Annotated in this window: 26 protein-coding genes; 8 read left to right on the forward strand and 18 right to left on the reverse strand. The window is 65.4% G+C overall.

The window, feature by feature from the left end:
- Positions 1–69: 69 nt before the first annotated feature.
- Positions 70–1,128: a ubiquinol oxidase subunit II gene (gene cyoA, locus ACTPOI_RS16970; protein WP_440110893.1), complete on the reverse strand. Its 1,059-nt coding sequence runs from the start codon at positions 1,126–1,128 to the stop codon at positions 70–72.
- Between the two features lie 256 nt (positions 1,129–1,384).
- On the opposite strand from cyoA, the gene ACTPOI_RS16975 reads away from it, so the two are divergent.
- Positions 1,385–2,725 (forward strand): MFS transporter, encoded by a 1,341-nt coding sequence (locus ACTPOI_RS16975; protein ID WP_440110895.1) that lies wholly within the window; start codon positions 1,385–1,387, stop codon positions 2,723–2,725.
- A gap of 152 nt (positions 2,726–2,877) precedes the next feature.
- Here the strand turns inward: ACTPOI_RS16975 and ACTPOI_RS16980 are convergent, their stop codons facing one another.
- Entirely contained in the window at positions 2,878–3,117 is a 240-nt protein-coding gene (locus tag ACTPOI_RS16980) for a YgjV family protein (RefSeq protein WP_440110897.1), read from the reverse strand.
- A 452-nt stretch (positions 3,118–3,569) separates the two neighbouring features.
- On the opposite strand from ACTPOI_RS16980, the gene ACTPOI_RS16985 reads away from it, so the two are divergent.
- Positions 3,570–4,106 carry a pyridoxamine 5'-phosphate oxidase family protein gene (locus ACTPOI_RS16985; RefSeq protein ID WP_440110899.1) on the forward strand — a complete coding sequence of 179 codons (537 nt, stop codon included), beginning with the start codon at positions 3,570–3,572 and terminating at the stop codon, positions 4,104–4,106.
- The gene (locus tag ACTPOI_RS16990; RefSeq protein ID WP_440110901.1) at positions 4,103–4,966 is read left to right on the forward strand and encodes a YihY/virulence factor BrkB family protein; all 864 of its coding nucleotides are present in this window, start codon (positions 4,103–4,105) and stop codon (positions 4,964–4,966) included. The genes ACTPOI_RS16985 and ACTPOI_RS16990 overlap by 4 nt, the downstream gene beginning before the upstream one ends.
- A 59-nt stretch (positions 4,967–5,025) precedes the next feature.
- Here ACTPOI_RS16990 and tolA read toward each other — a convergent pair whose 3' ends face one another.
- The 11 genes from tolA to ACTPOI_RS17045 all read right to left on the reverse strand — a co-directional run bounded on the left by tolA (position 5,026) and on the right by ACTPOI_RS17045 (position 13,271).
- Positions 5,026–6,036, reverse strand: coding sequence for a cell envelope integrity protein TolA (gene tolA, locus ACTPOI_RS16995; protein WP_440110903.1), 1,011 nt, complete (start codon positions 6,034–6,036; stop codon positions 5,026–5,028).
- Between the two features lie 32 nt (positions 6,037–6,068).
- Entirely contained in the window at positions 6,069–6,491 is a 423-nt protein-coding gene (locus ACTPOI_RS17000) for an ExbD/TolR family protein (protein WP_440110905.1), read from the reverse strand.
- A 15-nt stretch (positions 6,492–6,506) separates the two neighbouring features.
- A complete protein-coding gene (gene tolQ, locus ACTPOI_RS17005) occupies positions 6,507–7,214 on the reverse strand; it encodes a protein TolQ (protein ID WP_291520027.1) in 708 nt (235 codons plus the stop codon).
- On the reverse strand, positions 7,211–7,630 hold the full coding sequence (gene ybgC, locus ACTPOI_RS17010) for a tol-pal system-associated acyl-CoA thioesterase (RefSeq protein ID WP_440110907.1): 420 nt from the start codon (positions 7,628–7,630) through the stop codon (positions 7,211–7,213). Before ybgC ends, tolQ begins: the two co-directional genes overlap by 4 nt.
- A 10-nt stretch (positions 7,631–7,640) precedes the next feature.
- Positions 7,641–8,825: a pyridoxal phosphate-dependent aminotransferase gene (locus tag ACTPOI_RS17015; protein ID WP_440110909.1), complete on the reverse strand. Its 1,185-nt coding sequence runs from the start codon at positions 8,823–8,825 to the stop codon at positions 7,641–7,643.
- A 100-nt stretch (positions 8,826–8,925) separates the two neighbouring features.
- The gene (gene nusB / locus ACTPOI_RS17020; protein ID WP_440110911.1) at positions 8,926–9,525 is read right to left on the reverse strand and encodes a transcription antitermination factor NusB; all 600 of its coding nucleotides are present in this window, start codon (positions 9,523–9,525) and stop codon (positions 8,926–8,928) included.
- A complete protein-coding gene (ribH, locus tag ACTPOI_RS17025) occupies positions 9,522–9,986 on the reverse strand; it encodes a 6,7-dimethyl-8-ribityllumazine synthase (protein ID WP_440110913.1) in 465 nt (154 codons plus the stop codon). The genes nusB and ribH overlap by 4 nt, the downstream gene beginning before the upstream one ends.
- 76 nt (positions 9,987–10,062) lie before the next feature.
- Entirely contained in the window at positions 10,063–11,202 is a 1,140-nt protein-coding gene (ribBA, locus tag ACTPOI_RS17030) for a bifunctional 3,4-dihydroxy-2-butanone-4-phosphate synthase/GTP cyclohydrolase II (RefSeq protein ID WP_440110915.1), read from the reverse strand.
- 232 nt (positions 11,203–11,434) lie between these two features.
- Positions 11,435–11,728 (reverse strand): 2Fe-2S iron-sulfur cluster-binding protein, encoded by a 294-nt coding sequence (locus tag ACTPOI_RS17035; protein WP_440110917.1) that lies wholly within the window; start codon positions 11,726–11,728, stop codon positions 11,435–11,437.
- A gap of 54 nt (positions 11,729–11,782) precedes the next feature.
- The gene (locus ACTPOI_RS17040; RefSeq protein WP_440110919.1) at positions 11,783–12,418 is read right to left on the reverse strand and encodes a DUF938 domain-containing protein; all 636 of its coding nucleotides are present in this window, start codon (positions 12,416–12,418) and stop codon (positions 11,783–11,785) included.
- 571 nt (positions 12,419–12,989) lie between these two features.
- Positions 12,990–13,271, reverse strand: coding sequence for a DUF427 domain-containing protein (locus ACTPOI_RS17045; RefSeq protein WP_069103239.1), 282 nt, complete (start codon positions 13,269–13,271; stop codon positions 12,990–12,992).
- A gap of 245 nt (positions 13,272–13,516) precedes the next feature.
- On the opposite strand from ACTPOI_RS17045, the gene ACTPOI_RS17050 reads away from it, so the two are divergent.
- Positions 13,517–14,425 carry an SDR family NAD(P)-dependent oxidoreductase gene (locus ACTPOI_RS17050; RefSeq protein WP_291520019.1) on the forward strand — a complete coding sequence of 303 codons (909 nt, stop codon included), beginning with the start codon at positions 13,517–13,519 and terminating at the stop codon, positions 14,423–14,425.
- A 148-nt stretch (positions 14,426–14,573) separates the two neighbouring features.
- Positions 14,574–16,100, forward strand: coding sequence for a glutamate--cysteine ligase (gene gshA, locus ACTPOI_RS17055; RefSeq protein WP_440110921.1), 1,527 nt, complete (start codon positions 14,574–14,576; stop codon positions 16,098–16,100).
- Between the two features lie 148 nt (positions 16,101–16,248).
- Here the strand turns inward: gshA and ACTPOI_RS17060 are convergent, their stop codons facing one another.
- Both ACTPOI_RS17060 and ACTPOI_RS17065 read right to left on the reverse strand, forming a co-directional pair.
- Positions 16,249–16,419, reverse strand: a complete 171-nt coding sequence (locus ACTPOI_RS17060; protein WP_440112654.1) for an oxidoreductase-like domain-containing protein — start codon at positions 16,417–16,419, stop codon at positions 16,249–16,251.
- A gap of 67 nt (positions 16,420–16,486) precedes the next feature.
- The gene (locus tag ACTPOI_RS17065; RefSeq protein WP_440110923.1) at positions 16,487–16,744 is read right to left on the reverse strand and encodes a hypothetical protein; all 258 of its coding nucleotides are present in this window, start codon (positions 16,742–16,744) and stop codon (positions 16,487–16,489) included.
- A 169-nt stretch (positions 16,745–16,913) separates the two neighbouring features.
- Between ACTPOI_RS17065 and ylqF the strand changes: the two genes are divergently transcribed.
- The 3 genes from ylqF (at position 16,914) to ACTPOI_RS17080 (ending at position 19,215) form a co-directional block, all read left to right on the forward strand.
- Complete coding sequence (gene ylqF, locus ACTPOI_RS17070; protein WP_440110925.1) at positions 16,914–17,891, forward strand: ribosome biogenesis GTPase YlqF; 978 nt, start codon at positions 16,914–16,916, stop codon at positions 17,889–17,891.
- Between the two features lie 417 nt (positions 17,892–18,308).
- Complete coding sequence (locus tag ACTPOI_RS17075) at positions 18,309–18,719, forward strand: Imm70 family immunity protein (protein WP_440110927.1); 411 nt, start codon at positions 18,309–18,311, stop codon at positions 18,717–18,719.
- Positions 18,703–19,215: a hypothetical protein gene (locus ACTPOI_RS17080; protein WP_440110929.1), complete on the forward strand. Its 513-nt coding sequence runs from the start codon at positions 18,703–18,705 to the stop codon at positions 19,213–19,215. The genes ACTPOI_RS17075 and ACTPOI_RS17080 overlap by 17 nt, the downstream gene beginning before the upstream one ends.
- Positions 19,216–20,042: 827 nt before the next feature.
- Here ACTPOI_RS17080 and ACTPOI_RS17085 read toward each other — a convergent pair.
- The 3 genes from ACTPOI_RS17085 to ACTPOI_RS17095 all read right to left on the reverse strand — a co-directional run bounded on the left by ACTPOI_RS17085 (position 20,043) and on the right by ACTPOI_RS17095 (position 22,748).
- A complete protein-coding gene (locus ACTPOI_RS17085) occupies positions 20,043–20,462 on the reverse strand; it encodes a DUF6980 family protein (RefSeq protein ID WP_440110931.1) in 420 nt (139 codons plus the stop codon).
- A 368-nt stretch (positions 20,463–20,830) separates the two neighbouring features.
- The gene (locus tag ACTPOI_RS17090) at positions 20,831–20,974 is read right to left on the reverse strand and encodes a hypothetical protein (protein WP_197506387.1); all 144 of its coding nucleotides are present in this window, start codon (positions 20,972–20,974) and stop codon (positions 20,831–20,833) included.
- Positions 20,975–21,038: 64 nt separating this feature from the next.
- Positions 21,039–22,748, reverse strand: coding sequence for a hypothetical protein (locus tag ACTPOI_RS17095; RefSeq protein ID WP_440110934.1), 1,710 nt, complete (start codon positions 22,746–22,748; stop codon positions 21,039–21,041).
- Between the last annotated feature and the right edge of the window lie 78 nt (positions 22,749–22,826).

Genomic DNA, 22,826 nt, shown 5'->3' on the forward strand with positions numbered 1-22,826 from the left:
AGGATGGCTGCTGGCGCGTCATGTATGTGCGGGGAGTGCTGTGGTGCATGGGGGATGTGGAAGGCGCAGTCATTGCGCCGTGGCCCGGGCGGGCGCTGCCAGCTGGGCTTCGAGCGTGGCCACCACCTGGTCGGCGTTTTGCGACGTGCACACGTCCTGCGGCAGGTTCAGGCCGGCGGCGCGCATGTAGGCCTCGCCACCGCGCTCGTCGATCACCATCATGTGGTGCATGCACATCTGGCCGTCTTCGACGCAGCGGTTGAGCACCTTGTTGTACAGGCCTTCTTCCACGCGGCCAAAGCGCTGCACCGGGTCGCGCGTGCTGGGCTTGACGAGGTTCAGGTAGGTCTGCTTGTCCAGCGCCTTGCCTTCGGTTTTGGCGGTCTGCACCCACTGGGCAAAGTCGGCGTCGCTCAGGCCGTGGAACTTGAACGTCATGCCCGAAAAGCCCGCGCCGCTGTAGTGCGACGACAGTCCCTTGTACACGCCGGGCTTGTTGATCACGGCGTTCAGCTCGGTCTGCATGCCGGGCATGGCGTAGATCATTCCGGCCAGGTCGGGCACGAAAAACGCGTTCATGGTCGAGGTGGCGGTCAGCTTGAAGATGATCGGGCGGTCGACCGGCGCGGCCAGCTCGTTCACCGTGGCAATGCCCTGCTCGGGGTAGAAGAACAGCCACTTCCAGTCCATGGCCACCACCTGCACCTCCAGGGGTTTGACCTGCGGCGCCAGCGGCTTGGTGGCCGAGATACGGTCCAGCGGCCGGTACGGGTCGAGCTTGTGCGTGCCGATCCATGTCAGCGCGCCCAGCGCAATGATGATGAGCAGCGGTACCGTCCAGATCACCAGCTCCAGCGTGGTGGAGTGGTGCCACTCAGGGTCGTAGTCGTCTTCGGTATTGGCCGCGTTGTTATGCCGGTATTTCCAGGCAAACCACAGCGTGAGGGCGATCACCGGCACGATGATGATCAGCATGAGGACAGTGGCCTGGACGACCAGAAGCCCCTGCTGCGACGCCACGTCGCCCGCCGGGTTCAGGACAACCGCCTTGCTGCAGCCAGCCAGGGTGCCCGTGGCAGCCAGTGCGGCCAGCCACGCCGGCCCGCGGGAAGTAAAGGTTTTGGACATTTCAAGAGCGCTCGTTGGATGCGTTTTGCTTTAGGGGTAAACGCGGATAACGGTGTGCGATGGAATGTAATAGGCCTAGCTTTTTTGTCGATTGGACATTTTGTCCAAGGTCAAACGCAGGGCGGGCGCCGCCCCCTGCCAGATCAACAAAAGCGACCTTGTCCTGCGCTCTGGTTAGCGAAAGCCCAGTTGTGGGCCCGCCAAGGGCGGTGTAAAACGGGTTCATTGCACTGCACAACGTCAAGGAGCCCTGTTCATGAGCAGCCCCGCCACCGCCGCCTACCCGGCCGCCGGCTTTGAAGAAAGCCCTGAATCCCTTTCGCGGGCCGATACCCATGAGGAAGTGACCCCCAGCGAGATCGCCGTCGGCGTGATCATTGGTCGCGCCTCCGAATACTTCGACTTTTTCGTGTTCGGCATCGCCTGCGTGCTGGTGTTTCCGTCGCTGCTGTTCCCGTTCCTGTCGCGGCTCGATGGCACGCTGATGTCGTTTGCACTGCTGGCCGTGGCGTTTGTGGTGCGGCCCGTGGGCACGGCGGTATCCATGGCCATCCAGCGCCGCTGGGGCCGGGGTACCAAGCTCACCATTGCGCTCTTCCTGCTGGGCGTGTGCACGGTGGGCATGGCCTTCCTGCCGTCTTATTCGAGCGTGGGCACAGCTGCCATCGTCGCGCTGCTGGTGCTGCGCATCGGCCAGGGCCTGGCCCTGGGCGGCACGTGGGACGGCCTGCCATCCCTGCTGGCCATGTCGGCCCCCAAGAACCGCCGCGGCTGGTACGCCATGATCGGCCAGTTCGGCGCCCCCGTCGGCTTCGTCCTGGCCGCCGGGCTGTTCGCCTACCTGTACAGCAGTCTTTCCGTCGAAGAGTTTCTGGCCTGGGGCTGGCGCTACCCGTTCTTCGTGGCGTTTGCCGTGAACGTGGTGGCTTTGTTCGCCCGCCTGCGCCTGGTGGTGGGGCAGTCTTACACCGAACTGCTGCAAGAGCGCGAGCTGCAACCCGTGGCCGTGAGCCGCGTCATGCGGGACGAAGGCGGCAACGTGTTGCTGGGCGCCTTTGCCGCGCTGGCCAGCTTTGCCCTGTTCCACATGGTCACGGTGTTCCCCCTGTCGTGGATCACCATGTATTCCGACCAGCCCATCACCGAAGTGCTTGGCGTGCAGATCGTCGGTGCCTTCCTGGCTGCTGGCGCCATCATGGTGTCCGGCTGGCTGTCAGACCGCGTGGGCCGCCGCACCCTGCTGGGCTCCATGGCCGTGCTGATCGGCGTGTTCAGCCTGCTGGTGCCCTGGCTGCTGGACGCGGGTACGGTGGGCAACAACATCTTCCTGATCAGCGGCTTCGTGCTGCTGGGGCTGTCGTACGGGCAGGCATCGGGCACCGTGACATCCAACTTCTCGGCCCGCTACCGCTACACGGGCGCCGCCCTGTCCACCGACATCGCGTGGATGATCGGTGCAGCCTTTGCCCCGCTGGTGGCCCTGGGCCTGTCGGCCAAGTTCGGGCTGGGCGCCGTCACGCTGTACCTGCTGTCGGGTGTGGTGTGCACGCTGGGAGCGCTGCGGATCAACCGGATGGTGGAGCAACAGCGGGATTGATGCGGTTTGCTATTTAATTGATAGCTACGGAGGCAAATAGAAAGACCGCCTGCGGCCAAAAAGGCTTGGAAATGCCTCTGAAGGATGGCGCCCTGCACTGCAGGGCGTTTTTCATGGAATGCCCGCGCCGGGAGGGGCTCCGTAAAACGCCCTCATTCGGCCTCCTTCGCCTTGACCAGCCCACGGATATTCATCACCGCCAGGCACACCTGCAACGCGATGACCGCCGTGGCCCCTGCTGGTATGCCCCAGCACACCCACAGCACGTTGCTCGCGAGGAAAACCCAGAAGCCGATCTTCCGGCGATGTTCACTCTTGGAGCCCACCAGCCACGCGGCCGCTACCGACGCCACAAAAGCGGGCCACTGCATGAGATCGGCCCAGTCACCCATGGGGTGCCGCCTCAAGTGATCTGGCTCCTGCACCATGAGCAGCGCTTGGGCTCCGGTGACGCGTCAGAGATCGATGGCAACAGGACTTCATGGCTAGAGGGTTGTGAAGTAGAGGCTCATTGCGGAGGTACGCTGCGTGCGACCTTTGCGTGTGAGGCACTTGGTTGTCAAAAGCTGTTTAGGGCGGCCGTGTCGGTGGGCTGCGTGCCTTACCCTGCTCGAACATTAATTTGCTATGGACCGCGTCGGTGTCAGCGCATTGCCCGAGCGTGACCGTGCGAATGGGTAATTCATTGCGCGCGCCTGCCAACGCATTCCTTTGAGAGGCACCAGTTTTACAAAGGTCCGTGATGCGATGGCACGCGGGGGCAGCGCAAATGGCCTCGCTCCTACATCACCCGCTGCCTGGCTCCTGTGCAATCCAAACACCCCATTTACAGGTGGAGATCGCCATGGATTCAATCAACAGTAACCAGCCCGAGAACACGCACCAGCACCTGAGCGGGGCAGAGGCCACGCAGCGCATCCGCGACCTGGCCGAGGATGCAGGGTCATGCTTCTTCAGCACCAACGCCCCGCACAGCGAAACCCGCGGCACGCGGCCGATGGGGGTGGAGAAGGTGGATGAAGCGGGGCACCTGTGGTTTCTGAGTGCGTCGGACAGCTACAAGAACCGCGAGATCGAGGCCGACCCCAATGTGCGTATCTTCATGCAGGGCTCCAAGCACGCAGGCTTCATGGTGCTGGATGGCACCGCGAGCATCCACCGCGACCAGGCCCTCATTGATGCGCTGTGGGACCCGATCATGAAAACCTGGTTCACCGGCGGCAAGGATGACCCGCGCATCACGGTGATCGAAGTGGCGCCCGTGACCGGTTATTACTGGGACAACAAGCACGGGAGTCTGATCGCAGCGACCAAGATGATGATTGGCGCTGCCCTGGGCAAGACGCTGGACGACTCGGTGGAAGGGCGCCTGCTCCCATGATGCAGGGTTTGCGGCGGCTGAGCCACGCGGCTGCGAACCTACCGGTGGTGGGCGTGCTCTGCCTGGCCGTGCGCAACTATGTGCTGCACCAGAGCGCCAACCAGGCGGGCAGTCTGGCGTTTTCTGCAGTGCTGGCCATGTTTCCGCTGCTGCTCCTGCTGTCGGCGGCCGCAGCGTACATGGGCCAGCCAGGCGACGCGGCTGCGCTGGCCGAGCGCGTGCTGGGCTATGCGCCGCAGCTGGTGCGCGATGTCATGCAGCCGGTGGTGCGGCAGGTGCTGGCCCAGCGCAACGAGGCGCTGCTGACGGTGGGCCTGGCGATCACGCTTTGGACGGGGTCATCCGGCATGCAGGCGGTGCGCGCGGCGCTCAACCGCTCGTACGGTATCGAGCGCGGCATGCCATTCTGGAAGGCGCGCCTGAAGTCCACGCTGTTCACCGTGCTCGTGGGATCTGGCGTGCTGCTGGTCTTCAGTTCGGTGATCGTCATGCCGCGCGTCTGGCATTTGCTGGTCACCAACGTGGCGGTGGACGGTCAGGAGGTGATCTGGCTCTACGACAGCGTGCGCTACGGGGCTGCATACGTCACCCTGGTGGTGCTGTATGCGCTGCTGTATGGCTGGTTGCCGGACATTCCCCAGCGCGTGTACACGGTGCTGCCGGGCGCGCTGGTGGGTGCCGGACTGTGGGTGGTGGCCGCCGCCACGCTGTCGTACACGCTGCGCAGTGCGGGAAAGCTTGCGCTCATTTATGGCAGCTTTGCAGGCGTTGTGGCCACGCTCGTTTTTCTCTACGTGAGCGCCACCACGCTGATCTACGGGGCTGAGGTCAATGCGGTGCTGCGTGAACGGCAGCGCTGATCAAGAGGCGTTTGAGGCAGGTCTGGCAACTTGGCATTGATCCGCCAAGCATGTCGGGCTCAATCTTGTGGCCGGAACCCGATCACCAGAGATGAAGGCACCCGCCCGTCCACATCGCGCGGCAGCGTCTCGGTTTTTTCCAGTGCACGAAGCACCGCATCGTCCCACGCCTTGTTACCGCTCGATTGCACGAGGCGCTTGCCGACGATGGTGCCGTCGGGTGCCAGGCGCACTTCCACCTCGGCGCGCGGGTTGCCCGAGATGACGTCGGGGTACACGATGTTGGGGCGTACCTTGGCCGCCACCTTGCCGCCGTAGCTGCCCGAAGGGCCTGCGCTGCGCAGGGCGGTGCCCGTGGCGTTTTCGCCGCCGGTCGCTCCGGCCAGGCCTTGCATCCGGCGCAGGTTTTCTTCGCGCTGCTTGGCAAGCTGTTTATCGTCGGCCTCAGCCTTGCGCTTGGCAGCCTCTTCAGCCTTGCGCTTGTCCTCAGCCAGCTTCTTTTGCTTTTCCTGCTCGGCCTTCTTTTGCTCGGCCAGCTGCTTTTCACGCAGCTCCTGCGCCTTTTCCTTCTCGCGCTCTTTTTCCTTTTCCCGGGCCTTCTCTTTTTGCAGGCGCTCTTTCTTTTCCTGCTCCAGGCGTTCGCGGCGTTCTTCTTCCTTGCGTTCGCGCTCGCGCTTGTCCCGCTCGGCCTGCTGTTCGCGGGCTTTCTTTTCCTGCTCCAGGCGCTTCTTTTCGCGCTCGATGGCGATGTCGGCCTCGCGCGTGTCGGGCGGCTCTGCTGCGCGTGGCGGTGGTGGAGGCGGCGGTGGCGTGGGCGTGACCTGTGGTGGTGGTGGCGGTGGGGCGTGCGGCTCTGGCGGCGGCGTGCTTTCGCGCGGCGCGGCCATCTGCGGCACGGCGGCCCAAAGTTCGGCTTCCACGGCGGGCTGGTCTGTGCTGGTCTGCCAGTTCACACCCCAGGTCAGCGCGCCGATCAGCACGGCATGCACCAGCACAGCCAGCGCGATGGCGCGCAGGCGTGCAGGCGGTTGCGGCGGCGTGAACTGGTCGCGGTCGTCTTGGGCGTGCATGGGCTGGCGGGTGTGCGCGGGGCGTGGCGGGCTCAGCCGCCCTGCTTGACGGACAGGCCTACGCGCTGCACGCCGGCCTTTTGCAACGCATCCATGGCCTTCACCACGGTTTCGTACTGCACGCCCTTGTCGGCGCTGATCACAACGGCGCTGTCTGCGCCCTGGCCCTTTTGCCAGCGGATGGCGGCGTCGCCGATCTCGCGCTGGTTCAGGCTACGTGTGGCTTCAGGGGTCTTGAACTGCAGCGTGCCGTCCTTGTTGACGATGACCTGGGCCACCGCCTTGGGCATGGTCTTGCCCTTGCCCACGCTGGGCACATCGATCATGCCGGGCGTCAGCATGGGCGCTGTGACCATGAAGATGATGAGCAGCACCAGCATGACGTCGATGAACGGCACCATGTTGATTTCGTTGATGGTGCGGCGTCCGCGGCCGCGGGATGCCATGGCGGGCATGGTGCGGGCCTCCGGTCAGTGGCCCGAGGCCGTGTGGCCGCCGGGCTGGGCGCCCAGGTTGCGCTGCAGGATGTTGGAGAACTCTTCGATGAAGGTCTCCTGGTGCGTGGCCACGCGGTCGATGTCGCGGGCAAAGTTGTTGTAGGCAATCACGGCCGGGATGGCGGCAAACAGGCCGATGGCGGTGGCCACCAGCGCCTCGGCAATGCCGGGGGCTACGGTGGCCAGCGTGACCTGTTCCATGCCGGCAAAGCCGGTGAAGGCATGCATGATGCCCCACACCGTGCCAAACAGGCCCACATAGGGCGATACCGATCCGACCGAGGCCAGGAACGACAGGCTGGACTCCACCACGTCCATCTCGCGCTGGAAGCTCGCGCGCATGGCGCGGCGGGCGCCATCGAGCAGCGTGCCGGGGTCGCTGATGCGGCGCTCGCGCAGCTTTTGATACTCGCGCATGCCGCTGGCAAAGATGCGTTCCATGGGGCCGGCCTGCTTGGCGTTTTGCGCGGCGCTGGCATACAGGTCGTTCAGGCTGGTGCCCGACCAGAACTCGCGCTCGAATTCTTCGTTCAGTGCCTTCACGCGCTTCAGGGCAAACAGTTTGCGGAAGATGGCCGCCCAGCTGGCCACCGACACCGTCACCAGCAGCAGCATGACGAGTTGCACCACCCAGCTGGCCTGCAGCACCAGGGAGACGATGGACATGTTTTGCGAGTTCATTTCGAGAGTATTTCCACAAGGGTCGCGGGGATGCGCGCGGGGCGCATGCTCGCTGCATCCACCCATCCGATGCGGATGGTGCCTTCGGTCAGCAGCGTGGGGTTTTGGTCGGACATCTGCTCTGGTTTCAGGAGCGCCTGCTGCACTATTGTCAATGATGCCCGGCCCATGTCCTGCAGGGCGGCGGTAACAATCAGTGCATCGTCCAGGCGGGCGCTGCGGTGGTAGCGCAGCTGCGCATCGGTTACGACAAACATGCCGCCGGTTTGTTCCCGCAATCGTTGCTGGCCGATGCCCAGCGAGCGCAGCCACTCGGTGCGCGCGCGCTCAAAGAACTTGAGGTAGTTGGCATAGAACACGATGCCGCCGGCATCGGTGTCTTCCCAATACACGCGGACCGGAAACTCGAACGCCATGGCCTCCGCCCTATGCCAGCACGCGCTGCAGGCGGGCCACAGCCTCCTGCAGCTGCGCCATCGAGTTGGCGGTCGAAAAGCGGATGAAGCGCGCCGTGTCGGCCGTGCCAAAGTCGCGCCCCGGCGTCACGGCCACATGGGCACGGCGCATCAGCGCAAAGGCGGTGTCCCAGCTGCCCTGCACGCCCAGGCGCGCGGCGGCATCGGTGCAGTCGGCCCAGGCGTAGAAAGCGCCGTCAGGCATCACCGGCACCTGCAGGCCCATGCCTTGCAGGGCGGGGATGAAGAAGTCGCGCCGGGCCTTGAACTCGGCGCGGCGGCGTTCGTATTCGGCAATGCTCTCGGGCTCGAAGCAGGCCAGCGCCGCGTGCTGCGACACGGTGCTGGCGCAGATGAACAGGTTTTGCGCCAGGCGCTCCACCACCGGCACCATCGCGTCGGGCACCACCATCCAGCCGAGGCGCCAGCCGGTCATGTTGAAGTACTTGCTGAAGCTGTTGATGCTGATGATGTGGTCATCAATGGCCAGGGCCGTGTGGCCAAAGGCCTCTTCGTACGAAAGGCCCAGGTAGATCTCGTCGATCAGCGTCACGCCATCGTGCTCGCGCACCACGTCGTTGATGCGGCGCAGCTCATCGGGCGCGATGGAGGTGCCGGTGGGGTTGGAGGGGGACGCAAGCAGCACCCCGCGCGTCTTTTGGCCCCAGGCCGCGCGCACCTTGTCGGCGCTGAGCTGGTAGCGCTCCTGCGCCGTGGTGGGCAGCAGCACCGCGCGACCTTCGGCGGCGCTCACGAAGTGCCGGTTGCACGGGTAGCTCGGGTCGGGCATCAGGATCTCGTCGCCGGCCTCGATGAGGGCCAGGCAGGCCAGCTGCAGCGCTGCCGATGCACCCGCGGTGACCACGATGCGGCGCGCAGGCACGTCCACGCCAAAACGCGTCTTGTACCAGCCGCTGATGCGCTCGCGAAGGGGCTCCAGGCCCAGGGCGTTGGTGTACTGCGTGGCGCCATCGCGCACGGCTTTGGCAGCGGCTTCCTGCACCAGCGGGGGGGCGGTGAAGTCGGGTTCGCCGATGTTCAGGAAGATGATCGGGTCGGCGCTGCCGGCCACCTCGCGAGCCAGGGCCTGTGCGGCCTTGGCGACTTCCATCACGTAGAACGGTTCGATGCGCTCAGCGCGCGTGGAAAACTTCATGGACAGGCTTCCTGCCCGCGCTGGCGGGCGTCGTTCAGGGGGCAAAACCCGCCGATGGACCGGCTGCAGGCGGGCTGCAGCCAGGCGGGCAGGGCGCGCGTCAGGCGCCGGTGGCGGGGGCGTTGCTGTCGCCTGCCGGGGCGGCGGCAGGCGCCGCGCCAGCTGCACCCGATGCCTTGTCGGCCGCCACTTCCACCGCGCGCAGGCGCGGTGCCAGGCCGTTGAGCACGGCGTTCACGTACTTGTGGCCGTCGGTGCCGCCAAACTCCTTGGCCAGCTCGATGCACTCATTGAGCACCACGCGCCACGGCACATCCAGGCAGTTCTGGAACTCGTACACGCCGATCCACATCGTGGCGCGCTCGATGGGCGAGATCTCGGCCATCTTGCGGTCCAGCAGCGGGGTGATCAGCGCATCCATGTCGGCAGCGGTGGCGATGCTGCCGTGCAGCAGGGCGTCGTAGTGGGCCGAATCGGCCTTGTGAAAGCCCGCCAGGTCGCGCGTGAAGGCGTCGATGGCCGAGGCCTCGTTGCCGCCCACGATGTGCTGGTACAGCGCCTGCAGCGCAAATTCGCGTGCGCGGCTACGGGCCGACTTGGACGCTGCCTTGCGCACGCCGGTGGACTTGAGGCCGGTACGCACCTGCTTGGGGGGGCGGGCACCTGCAGGGGTGTCGTTATGGTTGTTGTTGTCGCTCATGAAAGTTCGTCCAGCAGGTTGGCCATTTCCACCGCCACGCGGGCGGCGTCGGTGCCCTTCTCGGTCTGGCGCGCAATGGCCTGTTCGAGGTTCTCGGTGGTGATGATGGCGTTGGCAATCGGGATCTGGTAGTCCAGCGACAGGCGCGTGACGCCGGCGCCGGATTCATTGGCCACCAGCTCGAAGTGGTAGGTCTCGCCGCGGATGATGCAGCCCAGGGCAATCAGCGCGTCGTAGTCGTTGCTCTCGGCCATGGCCTGCAGGGCCACGGGCACTTCCAGCGCGCCGGGCACCAGCACGTGCTTGATGTGCTTCTCCTGCACGCCCAGGGCCAGCAGCTCGGCGCGGCAGGCCGCTGCCAGGGTGTTGGTGATGCCTTCGTTGAAACGGGCCTGCACGATGCCGATGTGCAGCTTCTTGCCGTCCAGGTGGTCTGCGGTGCCTTTGTCTGCGCCAAACATGTGTGTGTACTTTCTCTGATAACCGGGTGACTGTCGTGAGCGTGCCCCCGCACGGGGAGGGGAAGGCCCGGGCGGCTTAGCCGCCTGTGGCCTGGGCGTCCTTGGGGATGAAGCCCGTGATCTCCAGGCCGTAGCCCGCCATGCTGGGCATGCGCCGCGGCTGGCCCATCAGCGCCATCTTCTGCACGCCGCATTCACGCAGGATCTGCGCGCCCACGCCGTAGGTGCGCAGGTCCATGCGGCCGCGCTCGGGCGCCTGTGCCGAGCGCGCCGTGCCTTCAAACTGGGCCACCATCTGCTCGGCGCTTTCGCCGCAGTTGAGCAGCACGGCCACGCCCTTGCCCTGCTTGACGAGGTACTGCAGGCTGGTGTCAAGGCCCCACGAGTGCATGGAGCGGTCAATCTCCAGTGCATCCAGTACCGACAGCGGCTCGTGCACGCGCACGGGCACCACGTCGTCGGCATTCCACTGACCCTTGACCAGCGCCAGATGCACAGCCTGGCTGGGCTTGTCGCGGAAGGCATGGGCGGTGAACTCGCCGTAGGTGGTCTTCAGGCGGCGCTCGCCGATTTTTTCGACCAGCGATTCGTTGCGGCTGCGGTATTCGATCAGGTCGGCAATGGTGCCGATCTTGAGGCCGTGCTCGGCGGCAAACAGCTGCAGATCGGGCAGGCGGGCCATGGTGCCGTCGTCCTTCATGATCTCGCAGATCACCGACGACGGGCTGCAGCCGGCCATGGCGGCCAGGTCGCAGCCGGCTTCGGTATGGCCTGCGCGCATGAGCACGCCGCCATCCACCGCCTGCAGCGGGAAGATGTGGCCGGGCTGCACCAGGTCGGTGGGCTGGCTCTTGCGGTCTACGGCCACCTGCACAGTGCGGGCGCGGTCCGCGGCGGAGATGCCGGTGGTCACGCCTTCGGCTGCCTCAATCGACACCGTGAAGGCGGTGCTGTACACCGTGCCGTTGCGGGCGGCCATGGGTGGCAGCTTGAGGAACTCGCAGCGCTCGCGCGTGAGCGTCAGGCAGATCAGGCCGCGGCCGAAGCGGGCCATGAAGTTGATGGCTTCGGGGGTGACGTGGTCTGACGCCAGCACCAGATCGCCTTCGTTTTCGCGGTCTTCTTCATCCACCAGGATGACGATGCGCCCGGCGCGCATTTCGGCCACGATGTCTTCGACCGGCGAGATGGGCACAGGGGTGAGGGGGGTGTTCATGGATGGGGGCTTTCGTTGGGCCGCTGCATCGCAGGTCCCGGGGCCGGGCAACGCTGGCGCGGCCCGTATCCCACCCAAAGAACATGCGTGCGGCGCTGCCGCTCGTCTGAGGGGCCCCGCACCATCGGTGCAGCAGGCCCGCAAAACCCCGGATTTTAGTTCACCGGCCCCCAGGTCCCCGGCAGCGGGCGCAAGAATCCCTTGCCTGCAGTGCCGTTGTGGCCGGGCAAGGTCAGATGGCTGAACCTTGCAGCACCACGTCGGACACCGGGTAGGCCACGCAGGGCAGCACGCAGCCTTCGGCCTTTTCCTCGGCGGTCAGGCCGGGCCATTCGATCTCATAGCGCACGGCGCCCTGCACCAGTTGCCCCAGGCAGGTGCGGCAGGTGCCGTTACGGCACGAGCTGGGCCAGTCGATGCCGCCGCCTTCCAGCGACTGCAGCAGGGGTTGCTCGGGCCAGGCATCGCATTGCAGGCCGTCGGGTTCGACGGTGGCGATGAAGAAAGGGGCGCTGGGTTGGGTCATGGCTAGACGGGACAAGGGTGCAAAAGAGGGGGCAGTGTGAGGGCTGAGGTTGCGTCAGGCTTTGCCAGCCCGCGCCCATACCAGCAGCAGGTTGTTGGCGGGCATGGCGTGGCGGGCTTGCAGGGCCAGGCCGGATTGCGTGGCCACCGCGCTCACGTCTTCCAGCCGGCGGATGCCCCACTGGCCGTCCTGCGCGCGCAGGCTGGTGTCAAACGCGAGGTTGCCGGGTGACGTGGGCACGCCTTCTTCCAGATACGGGCCGTACGTCACCAGTCGCCCGCCGGGCGCGAGATGCCGCGCCGCGCCCTGCATCAGTCCGGCGCAGCACGCCCATGGGGCGATGTGCAACATGTTGGCGCAGTAGATCAGGTCAAAGGCGCCGGGCGCAAAGGCCTGGCCCTGCACCGGCCAGCGCGGGGCCAGCACGTCCAGGGCCACGGGCGGCAGCACGTTGGGGGCGCCTGCCTCGGCGGCCCATGCCGTGATGGCGGTGAACAGGGTTTCCTGCAGGTCGGTGGGTTGCCAGCTCCAGCCGGGCAGGGCGGCCGCAAAGTGGGCGGCGTGCTGACCGGTGCCGCTGGCAATCTCGAGCGCGGCACCGCGGGCGGGCAGCAGGGCAAGCAGCTGCGCCAGGATGGGAGCCTGGTTGCGCTCTGCAGCGGGGCTGTGAGGGAGGTGTGCGCTGGGCATTTTGGGTGTTTTTGGCCTGTAGCCCTTGCATTCAAATGCCAGGATGCTATCAAAAGAATAGCGTTTTTCGGGTCGCCGCATCGCACTTTAGCGGATGTCCGGGACGCGCCGTGGTGCCTTGTTTTTAGGCGGTGCAGACATTTCCCTTGCAGATCAAGCACTTGGCGTGCCCATACAAGGCTTGTTCAGAGTTATCCACACCATTGTCCCCGCCTGGAAGGGATAACCCACGTTTTGGACCGGCGTTTCACGCTTCTCAGTGGCGGGTAAATAGGTCGGTCAGGTATGCCTGTTTTTTAAGCGCGGCAATGAAAGTCTTTTTACTTCAATGACTTACGCGGTTCATACAGGCGTTGTCCCGGGTTGTCCACAGTTTTGTCCAGTGCAGGCCGGGATAACACAGGGCCACTTGTAACGCGGTGCCTAAAATTTGAGCATTGCAAGCATTGGCCTGCAAAATCAACCACTTAGCCGGCCCATACAGTGCTTGTCCGCAGTTATCCACATGATTGTCCAGCGGCATCAGGGATAACCCGCGAAACCGTCGGTGAGCGCACCCGTGCGGGAATGCTCAGGGCGCGACCTTCACGCCCTTCCAGAAGGCCACACGTCCGCGGATCTCGTCGGCTTCGGGCTTGGGGTCGGCGTAGAACCAGGCAGCGTCGGTGTTCATCTCGCCGTTGACCAGCAGCGACAGATAGCTGGCCTGGCCCTTCCAGGCGCAGGTGGTCTTGTGGTTGCTGAAGGTGAAGTATTCGCGCTTGAGTGCGCTCTCAGGGAAGTAGTGGTTGCCTTCGACCACTACGGTGTCGTCGCTCTCGGCGACGGTCACGCCGTTCCAGACTGCTTTCATGGATGACATCCTTGTTGTTCGGTTGGGAGGTGCGGGCGGTGCTGCATTGGCTGGGGCCCAGCCCGACCGCGGCCGCAGCAGGTGCGGCGCACGCACGATACCCCAATCGCTGCTGCACCGTGCAGGCGGGCCCAAGTCGCGTGCGCAACCGGCGGCCGGCGGTGTGTGCCTTACAGTCCCACGCGCTGGCCGGGCTGCGTTGTGCAGCGCGGCACCCCACACAACCACCACAGGAGAACTTCACCATGGATATCGATTTCAAGGGCCGCGTGGCCATCGTGACGGGCGCGGGCGGCGGGCTGGGCCGCCAGCATGCACTGGCGCTGGCAGCGCGCGGCGCCAAGGTGCTGGTCAATGACCTGGGCGGCGCAGTGGACGGCAGCGGCGGCACGGTGACGGCCGCGCAGGCCGTGGTGGACGAGATCCGTGCCGCCGGCGGCGAGGCTCTGGCCAATGGCGCATCGGTCACCGACTTTGCCGCGGTGCAGGCCATGGTGCAGCAGGCCGTGGACGCCTGGGGCCGCGTGGACATCCTGGTCAACAACGCGGGCATCCTGCGCGACAAGTCGTTTTCCAAGATGGACATGGACGACTTCCGCCTGGTGGTCGATGTGCACCTGATGGGCGCGGCCCACTGCTGCAAGGCCGTGTGGGCGCACATGGTGGCGCAGCAATATGGCCGCATCGTCATGACGACATCGTCTACCGGCCTGTATGGCAACTTCGGCCAGGCCAACTACGGCGCGGCCAAGCTGGCGCAGGTGGGCCTGATGCAAACGTTGGCCATCGAGGGCGCCAAGTACAACATCCACGTGAACGCCCTGGCCCCCACGGCCGCCACCCGCATGACCGAAGGCCTGATGCCGCAGGAAGTGCTGGATGCGTTGAAGCCCGAAGCCGTGGTGCCCGCCATGCTGGTGCTGGCGCATGAATCGGCGCCCACCCGCACCATTCTGTGTGCCGGTGCGGGCACCTTCGAGGCAGCCAACATCACCCTGACGCAAGGCATTCACCTGGGTGTGGGTGGTGACGTGCCCGAGCAACTGGCCGCGCGGCTGGCCGAGGTGACGGCGCGCGAGGGCGAGCAGGTGCCGCAAAGCGGCGCCGCCCAGGGCACCAACGAGGTCGGCAAGGCGATGGCTGCGCGGGCTTGACCTGCGTCAACGTGCGTGCGGGCTGCAGGGCCTGCGCGCGCGGCACCCGCTGGGGCGCTACACCATCCTGGATAAGCTGGCTTCGTACGCCCTTGTCCCTGCCGTGCTAAGTTCCGGGCCGACAGAAGAGATGGACCGGACCCAATACATGAGCAAACTGCAAGAGAGACTGGCCGCCTATCCGGCGGACGCGCTGGGGGGCATTCGCCGCGGCATCGAGAAGGAAGGGCTGCGCGTGCTGCCCACCGGGGGCCTGGCCCTCACGCCGCACCCGCTGGCCCTGGGCGCTGCGCTCACCCACCCGCTGATCACCACCGACTACAGCGAATCGCAGCTGGAGCTGATCACCGGCGCCCACAAGGGCGTGCAGCAGTGCCTGGATGAGCTGACCGAAGTGCACCAGTTTGTGCACCACACCCTGAAGGACAGCGGCGGCGAGCTGCTGTGGGCGTCGAGCATGCCCTGCGGCCTGCCCACCGACGAGACGATCCCCATCGGCCGCTACGGCAGCTCCAACGTGGGCCGCGCCAAGAGCGTGTACCGCATGGGCCTGGGCCACCGCTATGGCCGCCGCATGCAGACCATTTCGGGCATCCACTACAACTGGTCCCTGCCCGGTGTGGACAGCGAGCAATACTTTGCGCTGATCCGCAACTTCCGCCGCCATGCCTTTGTGCTGCTGTACCTGTTTGGCGCATCGCCCGCGCTGTGCCCCTGCTTTGTGGAAGGGCGCGAGCACCGCCTGCAGGCCATGCCCGGAGGCCACGCCCTGTACCTGCCGCACGCCACGTCGCTGCGCATGGGCCGCCTGGGCTACCAGAGCGACGCGCAGGCCACGCTGGCCGTGAGCTACAACGGCCTGACGGGCTACGCCAACTCGCTGCACGAAGCGCTGACCAAACCTTACCCGGCCTACGAAACCGTGGGCATCCGTAACCCGGGTGGCGACTACAACCAGCTGGGCACCAGCCTGCTGCAGATCGAAAACGAGTTCTACGGCACCATCCGCCCCAAGCGCACGGTGCGCACGGGCGAGCGCCCGCTGCACGCACTGCGCGAGCGCGGTGTGGAATACGTCGAAGTGCGCCTGATGGACCTGGACCCGTTCGTGCCCGTGGGCATCACCGCGCCCACCATGAGGCTGCTCGACGTGTTCCTGCTGCACTGCCTGCTGTCTGACAGCCCGCCCGATACGCCCGAAGAAATCGCCGAGCTCAAGCACAACCAGCACCTCACGGCCGAGCGCGGCCGCGAGCCAGGCCTGCATCTCACCCGCAACGGCCACAGCGTGGCGCTGACCACCTGGGGCGACGAGGTGCTGGCCGCCTGCGAGCCCCTGGCCGCCGCGCTGGATGCCACCCACGGCACCACTGACTACAGCGCCGCGGTGCGCGATGCGCGCGCCCTCATGGTCGCGCCCGAGCGCACGCCATCGGCCCGCGTGCTGGATGACATGGTGCGCCACCATGGCCACCACTTCGAGCACTTTGCCCGCCAGCAGTCCGAGAAGGCGCGCGATGCGCTGCTGGCCCTGCCGTGGACGCCCGAACAACAGGCCCGCTACCTGGCCATGGCCGACGAGTCCATCGCGGCGCAAAAGGCCATTGAGGCAGCCGACACGCTGCCGTTTGAGGCGTGGCGCGAGCAGTACATGTCGGTTTCGCAACTGGGCTGACCCCCGGGCGGCGGGGCCGCCGCCCCCCATCGGGACACCACCTGCGGCCCGTTTCGCGGTGGCACAGGCATGGGGCAGCAAAACGCTATTGATTTGATAGCTATTAGTGCTTTTGAATCCTGGGCTTGCGGCCAATATGGCCGCAAATTCAGCCCTGCAGCACCAGCAGCGCCTCTTGCCGCCAGTATTCGGCCGCCGCCAGGAAACCTTCCCACACACAGCCATTGCAGCCGCGCCCGCAGCAGGTGGTGGGCTCGGGCGGCGGGTTGCGCAGGCTGATGCCGGCTGCGGCTGCCCGCTGCTGCAGGGCTGCAAACATGGCCTGCGCAGTCGCCGCGTCCACAGCGGCGGGGGGCGGGGGCGGCAGCGGAGCGCTCACTGGGCGCTCACGGTGCGTTGCGGGCCGCCCTGGCGCGGCGCAGGCCGTACTGCACGCCAAAGGCAATGCCCAGCACCAGCGCAAACCAGCCCACCACGGTGGCCTGGGCCATCAGCTCGCGCACGCTGCCCGAGCGCGCGATGTACGGCGCCAGCAGGATGACGAGGCCGATGAGCGCGCAGGTCACGCCCTTGAAAAGCAGTTCCTTGTCGGCCTTCGCGGCTTTCATGGTGGCTGCGGAGGAGGGGGCGTGGGGTGTTGGCATGGGAAAGGAGAAAATGGCGTGCGAACCGGGACCAGGAAGACCGCGATTATCCTTGCCACCCCGACGGTGCCGCCCCGGCCGGTTTTGCCGCAGCCACTGCGATGGCCAGGCAACCTCTTCAGTGCAGGCCCTCAGCCTCCACCCCGACAACCCAAGAAAGACTCCCCGCATGGCCATCCAGTGGTTCCCCGGTCACATGCACCTTACCCGCAAAGCCATCACCGAACGCATCAAGGACATTGACGTGGTGATCGAGGTGCTGGACGCGCGCCTGCCCGGCTCCAGCGCCAACCCCCTGCTGGCCGAGATCACGGGCCACAAGCCCACGCTCAAGGTGCTCAACAAGCAGGACGTGGCCGACCCGGCGCGCACGGCGCTGTGGGTGGACTGGTACAACGCCCAGAGCGACACGCGCGCGCTGCCGCTCGATGCGTCCGACCCCGCGCCCACGCGCAAGCTGATCGACGCCTGCCACCTGCTGTCGCCCAACCGCGGCGGCATGGCCAAGCCGATGCGCGTGCTGATCTGCGGCGTGCCCAACGTGGGCAAGTCCACGCTGATCAACACCCTGAGCAACAAGCGCCAGGCCAAGACGGGCGACGAGGCCGGCATCACCAAGCTGGAGCAGCGCATCACGCTGGCCGACGACTTTTATCTGTGGGACACGCCCGGCATGCTGTGGCCGCGCATCATCGTGCCCGAAAGCGGCTACAACCTGGCCGCCAGCGGCGCCGTGGGCCGCAACGCGTACGACGAGGAACTGGTGGCGCTGGAGCTGCTGCGCCGCCTGCAGCGGCACTATGCGCCACTGCTGGAGGCCCGTTACAAGCTTGGCCTGCCCGCAGGCGCCATGGCCACCATGCAGGACGACGAACTGCTGGAAGCCATCGGCAAAAAGCGCGGCGCCATGCTGGGCGGCGGCAGGGTCAACCTGCAAAAAACGGCCGAGATCGTGATGACCGATTTCCGCACCGCCATCCTGGGCCGCATCACGCTGGAGACGCCGCAAGAGTTCGAGGCCTGGCGCGCCGCAGGCCTGGCCGAGGATGCCAAACGCCAGGCCAAGAAGGACGCGCGGGCCAAGTCCAAAAGCAAGGGCTCTGGCAAGCGCGACCCGGATGCGGGCGATGCGCCGCAGGGTGATTGAGATAACTGCTGGGCAGGCTTCGTTGCACCTGAAAGACCCTTTCGGGCTGAGTGCGCAGTGGCGTCGGTCCTTCAGCGAAAACTGTCAGCAGTCAACCTCCACCGCACTCGACCGCGAGCTTTGAAGTTTCGATGGGCTCGACACTGTAGATTCGACCGCGGGGGGCCTACGCCACGGATCTTTGGCTTTTATTGATGGCGAGGCCTGAGCCTTCAAGGGCGATAGCGAGCGCGCGGGTCCGATGGCCCAAATCGGCCACAACCGGACCTTCGCCCTGCACGGAGACGAACGCCCGAAAGCGGCCCCTTGGTCGAATCACACGAATTGAGGATGTGCGCAGGCGTCGCCCTGCGGCACAATCGGCTGGAATCAGACCAAGACTGTCGCCTGAGGCGACATCAACTATGAGGGTTGTCGATGGCTGTCGGAGTGAGGGTGGGGTCAATCACAGACGAGCTTGGTGCGTCGTCGTTCGTCCACTCGTCTTTCTCGACCATCAGTGCGCATTGCGAGCCCTCTGGCTGGGGGAGTCGCTTCCCTCACATGATGAACGAGTTGTATCGCGGTCGTCTCCCTCATGCGAATGCCTTGCTCGCGCTCGGAGAATTGCATGCGGCGAGGGCGATTCTGATCAATCTGCCTCCCGCTTCGGTCGTCTGGGACATCGACAACCGCCTGTCCAGGCCTCCGTGGGGCGACAACATCGCATCCCATATCACCAACCTAAGCAACTACTTCGTGTCGAGCACAGGACGCGATGTTTTCGGCATATTCGAGGAGGCCCTGGCGGCCTCTGCTGAGGAGCGGCGGGATGCCGTTCTCGAATGAAGGCTGCAGTCGGCCACATCCGGACATTCACGTTAGACATCGAATGCATCGCTGGGAAATTATTGAGAGATACGTGCTGCTTCTTATAGCGGCGGGTCTGCTGGGATGGGCCGGATGGCTTTTCTTTGTCAAAACCAGTCCTGAAAGAGCCACCGGCGGCGGTGCTCTGCTTTTATGCGCTTACTGGGCGCTGTGGCAGGCCATGTATGAGGACACGCTAGGTTCGTCAGTGCCGCCATCACTGGGTGAGCGGGTGATGATGGGCTTGTGGCTGTGGGGGCGCAGGCTAGTCCTGGGGAGCATTTCTGCGTTGTTCGCGCTAGGGGCCTGGCACGTGGCACAGAGCGCCGACGTCCTTGCCGACTTTGGGCTTATAGCTCTGTTTGCCGTTCTGTCTTTCGGTGCCGGTTGGGTCGCCGTCTTTGGAGGAGGCAGAAGCCAATCTATGACCGATGATGGCAGCGTCCACGCTGAAAGAATGAGACGGTACAAGTGAAGAGCACTGCGCTGATACCGACTGACCGCTCAAGTCGAACGCCTTTTGCGCTTCTTAGCTCCCGCGTTTCGCAGTAGCGGGAATCTGCTGCACAACGTCGGCTCACTCACTCCGTTGAGCGACCGCAATCGAACAATCGGGAAGACTGCGATGGGCCCACAGCTGCCGCTCAGTCCGCCCCGAATGCACGTGCGCGTGCAGCTTTGAGCCACGCATCATCTGGCGGCCCATTGAACCCAACTACTGCATCAATGCCACATTTAGGGCAAAGGGCTGTCTGGTCTTGATTGTCCCCATCACACCAGTCCTTGATGGCGCGTGGAGCGTAACTTTCCAAGCAGTAGTAGCACCCAGCTATCTCGCTGGCGAGTAGGTCGTGGCGATGCAGTGTTGACCCGCAAGTTCTACCCATAGTTAATGTCTCCCTTAGCTGCCTAGACGCTGGACATTCACGAGGCGACAACGCCAAGAAGGGAAATCCGCAAATGGCCACTCCACAAGACTGGCGGCTCACCAATCAAGAGTTGTACCTCAAGGAAGCCGTGCTTTCACGGTGCGGTTACGCGCCTTCAAGTATCCAAAACGACCACGATCACTGCGAATTTTGCGGTGTGGAATTCTCCGTAAACGGTGAAGTGGGCACTTTGTCAGAGGGCTATTCAACGTCCGACCGGTACAGATGGATTTGCGACCAGTGTTTCAGCGACTTCGCGTCCGAGTTCCGCTGGCGCGTAGAACCCATTCCCTAGCCCATGCGGCGATCTGCCAAACGCCTCAAGGGGGGAACCTGGAGCAGCACACCTCCAGAGGCTGCTGGCCGGAGGGTGTCATTGTGTCGGCGTACGCCACCATGCGTCCGATCGCAGAGGAGTAGGCAATTCGTCCTCTGGTTCGAGCCCTAAACGATCCAACTCTTCGAACCAGGCATCACGAAGGGAGTCTGGCAACTGAGACCCGCACCAAGGGCAATACAAAAACTTCTGGATGCTGGCGCCCCCACACTCGGAACGGTAGTAAATACCGTACTCACGAAAGCGGCAATCGTAGGAAAGATGCAACTCAGCAGCCTCGATATGGCTCGTCATCTCGCGACAGCAATGAATACTCATGTCAACCCTCCGCCCCAACGTCAGCATTTGGCCGCTTGCCGACTGCGCCTTATGGCAGCAGCTCGACGCTGCGTGGCGGGTGAACTTCCGCAACAAGGCGTCTCCATGGAAGATGCCCCGCGTGCGGGTGCCCGCCATACCCACTACGGAACAGGCGCTGGGAACTGGCCACCGCGCCTACCGGACAGAACCAGCTTTCCGCGCAGGCCCCACAAGGGAATCCAGATCCTGTTCTGTCGTCCCCGTCGCTCCCGATTCAGCACGGCTCACAAACCCCAAAGATCAGCAGCGCCATTTCTGAAGTGCAGTGGTTTTCCGCCCGGCGCTTGGCGAAGCCTTTCGCCGGGCGGAATGAATTGAGCGTAAACGGTCCAATCCGGGTGAGCCGGATCAGCAGCCGGCTGTCAAAAATCCGTAAAAAAATAGCTGCTGGCGCTTGTTGTATATGCGCTGGCAGCTATCTTTTGAGTAGCGTTCAGGCATTTAACGGCCTGCACCACCCAAGCTTACTTGTTCTTGTCCTTGCCGCGCGGGATGACCGCGGTCATGGGCGGCATCGGGCGGTCAGACACGCTGCCCTCCTTGGGGAGCGAGGTGTCTTTCTTGGGTTTCTTTGCCATCTTGTTGCTGCGTTGTTCGCCTTTGGCCATGCTGCCTCCTGTAAGGGTCTCGGGATGAAACCGTGCCGCATGGTAAGGGACAAACCGGCCCTCTTCAGCCCGGTGGGGCCTCTGTTGCATTCGGCGGCGCCCTGTGCCCGGCATCTGCCGGGCAATCGGCTGCCGACACGGGACGCAGCTGCGCTTGCAGCCCGTGGTGAAGGCGCAGCAGCCGCGCCATGTGGTCGGCCGCGCAGGGCGGCAGGGGCTCGCGCGGCTCGCCCTGGCGCTGTGCATAGGTGAACGCCACCAGAGCCGGGCCTTCGCGGGCTTCGTCCACGTCCATCTGGTAGGTGCTGTGCGTGGTGTCTGGCGCGTCGCCGGGCGCATCGTCGCCATTCTTCCAGCTGAACTTGAGGGCGCGGGCCCGGGGCACGCCGTTGTGCATGCAGGGCTGGCGCGCCCCCAGCCACACGTCGCCCTCCCACCAGCCATTGTGCGCGTCATCCCACCAGTCGCTGCAGCGCTCGGCAAACACGGGCAGGCTGGTGAATTCTTCGATGCTCGCCGCCGTCATCTCGGCCTGCAGGCGGTGGTGCAGCGGGTAGTGCGCGCGGTGCTGCCCCACGCCGCGGCGCACGTAGTCGAGCACGCCGCGCCATGCCCGCTCGCACGCCTGCCAGGCCGCGGGGTGGCTGGCGGCATCCAGCGGTTGCCAGGGGCCGGGCACGCCTGCCGCATAGGCACGGAAGGCCAACGTAAGGCGCGGTGCGGTGGGCACGCGGCGCAGTCGGGCTGCCGCCCCCAGGCGGGCCCGCAGCCCGGTGCGCACCGGCGCTTCATCCACCGACAGATAGAAGTCCCAGGTCTTCCACACCGTGATGTGGATGTGGTCGTCGCGCGCGTCGCCGTCGGCATCCACATGCTTGCGGCACAGCAAAAAATCCGTCTGCCCGAACCATCCGGTGGCCGTGAACTGCTTGTGCGGGATCACCGGCGAGCGCAGTGCCGCGCGGAGGTTGCCGATGCTGATGTCGGTGCCGGTAAACACGTCGTCGGCGATGGGCAGGGCGGCGGCAATCTCGTCGCTGCTGCGCGCCGCGCTGCCGCCACTGCGCACGGCGGCAAGCACGGCGCGGCGGTCCAGCAGGTCGGCCACGCCGTGCTCGCCGTCGCTCAGGCGGCGCAGCAATGCGTGGGGAACCAAGGCACCCACCGCTTCGCAAGAAAACTCCGCCAGGTGCGGGCCGCCGCGCACTTCATCGATGAGAAAGGCCACCTGTTCAGCAGGCGCAATGTGTAGCGCATGGCCGCCGGTGAACACCGCCACGCGGGCCACCAGCGCGCCCTGTACCGCCAGAGTGCCCTGATCGCCATGGCACCACAGCAGGTCGGCTATGTGCAGTGCGCCGTCGACGTGCAGGTGGGTGCGGGCCAGCACGGCGCTGCGTGCGTGGAGGTCGCCTGTGACGACGAGATGGGCGGGCTGGGTGGGGCGGTTGGCGTCGCCATCAGGCTCCGTGTGCGCGGTGAGGGCTCCGTCCAGGTGCAGGCTGCCATCGATCAGCACGAGGGCGATGCGTGGGCCTGCTACCGGGACTGCGATGCCGTCGTGCACCACTCCGTGCAGACCGGGGCCAGCATCCATCAGCCCGGCTTGCACCCAGGCACTCAGGTCCGCCAGCGGATCGTCAAGGCCCAGCTGCGGCAGGTGCATGTCGCCCGTGATGTGGAGTGCCAGGGCACCCGGTTCAGCCCCCAGCGGGCTCGCCGCAGACAGGCGGTGGGCCACTTCGGCCAGCGGGCAAATTCGGGCGGAGGGCATGGGCAACAAAGCAGGGCAGGCGGCGGGGATCGTACACCCGGCGACTGCACGCGCACGGGTTTGCGCAGACAATCGTGT

It is taken from the genome of Acidovorax sp. BL-A-41-H1 (genome assembly GCF_051942715.1).

Excerpts from the sequence above, each read along its gene's own strand:
- ACTPOI_RS17095 (WP_440110934.1), bottom strand. The coding sequence starts at position 22,748 with ATGCCCTCCGCCCGAATTTGCCCGCTGGCCGAAGTGGCCCACCGCCTG.
- ACTPOI_RS17065 (WP_440110923.1), bottom strand. The coding sequence starts at position 16,744 with ATGCCAACACCCCACGCCCCCTCCTCCGCAGCCACCATGAAAGCCGCG.
- ACTPOI_RS17080 (WP_440110929.1), top strand. The coding sequence starts at position 18,703 with ATGCCGTTCTCGAATGAAGGCTGCAGTCGGCCACATCCGGACATTCAC.
- ACTPOI_RS17040 (WP_440110919.1), bottom strand. The coding sequence starts at position 12,418 with ATGCCCAGCGCACACCTCCCTCACAGCCCCGCTGCAGAGCGCAACCAG.
- ACTPOI_RS17050 (WP_291520019.1), top strand. The coding sequence starts at position 13,517 with ATGGATATCGATTTCAAGGGCCGCGTGGCCATCGTGACGGGCGCGGGC.
- ACTPOI_RS16975 (WP_440110895.1), top strand. The coding sequence starts at position 1,385 with ATGAGCAGCCCCGCCACCGCCGCCTACCCGGCCGCCGGCTTTGAAGAA.
- ribBA (WP_440110915.1), bottom strand. The coding sequence starts at position 11,202 with ATGAACACCCCCCTCACCCCTGTGCCCATCTCGCCGGTCGAAGACATC.
- nusB (WP_440110911.1), bottom strand. The coding sequence starts at position 9,525 with ATGAGCGACAACAACAACCATAACGACACCCCTGCAGGTGCCCGCCCC.
- ACTPOI_RS16990 (WP_440110901.1), top strand. The coding sequence starts at position 4,103 with ATGATGCAGGGTTTGCGGCGGCTGAGCCACGCGGCTGCGAACCTACCG.
- ACTPOI_RS17015 (WP_440110909.1), bottom strand. The coding sequence starts at position 8,825 with ATGAAGTTTTCCACGCGCGCTGAGCGCATCGAACCGTTCTACGTGATG.
- ylqF (WP_440110925.1), top strand. The coding sequence starts at position 16,914 with ATGGCCATCCAGTGGTTCCCCGGTCACATGCACCTTACCCGCAAAGCC.
- ACTPOI_RS17085 (WP_440110931.1), bottom strand. The coding sequence starts at position 20,462 with ATGGCGGGCACCCGCACGCGGGGCATCTTCCATGGAGACGCCTTGTTG.
- ACTPOI_RS17035 (WP_440110917.1), bottom strand. The coding sequence starts at position 11,728 with ATGACCCAACCCAGCGCCCCTTTCTTCATCGCCACCGTCGAACCCGAC.
- ACTPOI_RS17000 (WP_440110905.1), bottom strand. The coding sequence starts at position 6,491 with ATGCCCGCCATGGCATCCCGCGGCCGCGGACGCCGCACCATCAACGAA.
- ACTPOI_RS17060 (WP_440112654.1), bottom strand. The coding sequence starts at position 16,419 with ATGTTTGCAGCCCTGCAGCAGCGGGCAGCCGCAGCCGGCATCAGCCTG.
- tolA (WP_440110903.1), bottom strand. The coding sequence starts at position 6,036 with ATGCACGCCCAAGACGACCGCGACCAGTTCACGCCGCCGCAACCGCCT.
- ybgC (WP_440110907.1), bottom strand. The coding sequence starts at position 7,630 with ATGGCGTTCGAGTTTCCGGTCCGCGTGTATTGGGAAGACACCGATGCC.
- ACTPOI_RS17075 (WP_440110927.1), top strand. The coding sequence starts at position 18,309 with ATGGCTGTCGGAGTGAGGGTGGGGTCAATCACAGACGAGCTTGGTGCG.
- ACTPOI_RS17045 (WP_069103239.1), bottom strand. The coding sequence starts at position 13,271 with ATGAAAGCAGTCTGGAACGGCGTGACCGTCGCCGAGAGCGACGACACC.
- ribH (WP_440110913.1), bottom strand. The coding sequence starts at position 9,986 with ATGTTTGGCGCAGACAAAGGCACCGCAGACCACCTGGACGGCAAGAAG.
- ACTPOI_RS16985 (WP_440110899.1), top strand. The coding sequence starts at position 3,570 with ATGGATTCAATCAACAGTAACCAGCCCGAGAACACGCACCAGCACCTG.
- ACTPOI_RS16980 (WP_440110897.1), bottom strand. The coding sequence starts at position 3,117 with ATGGGTGACTGGGCCGATCTCATGCAGTGGCCCGCTTTTGTGGCGTCG.
- tolQ (WP_291520027.1), bottom strand. The coding sequence starts at position 7,214 with ATGAACTCGCAAAACATGTCCATCGTCTCCCTGGTGCTGCAGGCCAGC.
- cyoA (WP_440110893.1), bottom strand. The coding sequence starts at position 1,128 with ATGTCCAAAACCTTTACTTCCCGCGGGCCGGCGTGGCTGGCCGCACTG.
- gshA (WP_440110921.1), top strand. The coding sequence starts at position 14,574 with ATGAGCAAACTGCAAGAGAGACTGGCCGCCTATCCGGCGGACGCGCTG.
- ACTPOI_RS17090 (WP_197506387.1), bottom strand. The coding sequence starts at position 20,974 with ATGGCCAAAGGCGAACAACGCAGCAACAAGATGGCAAAGAAACCCAAG.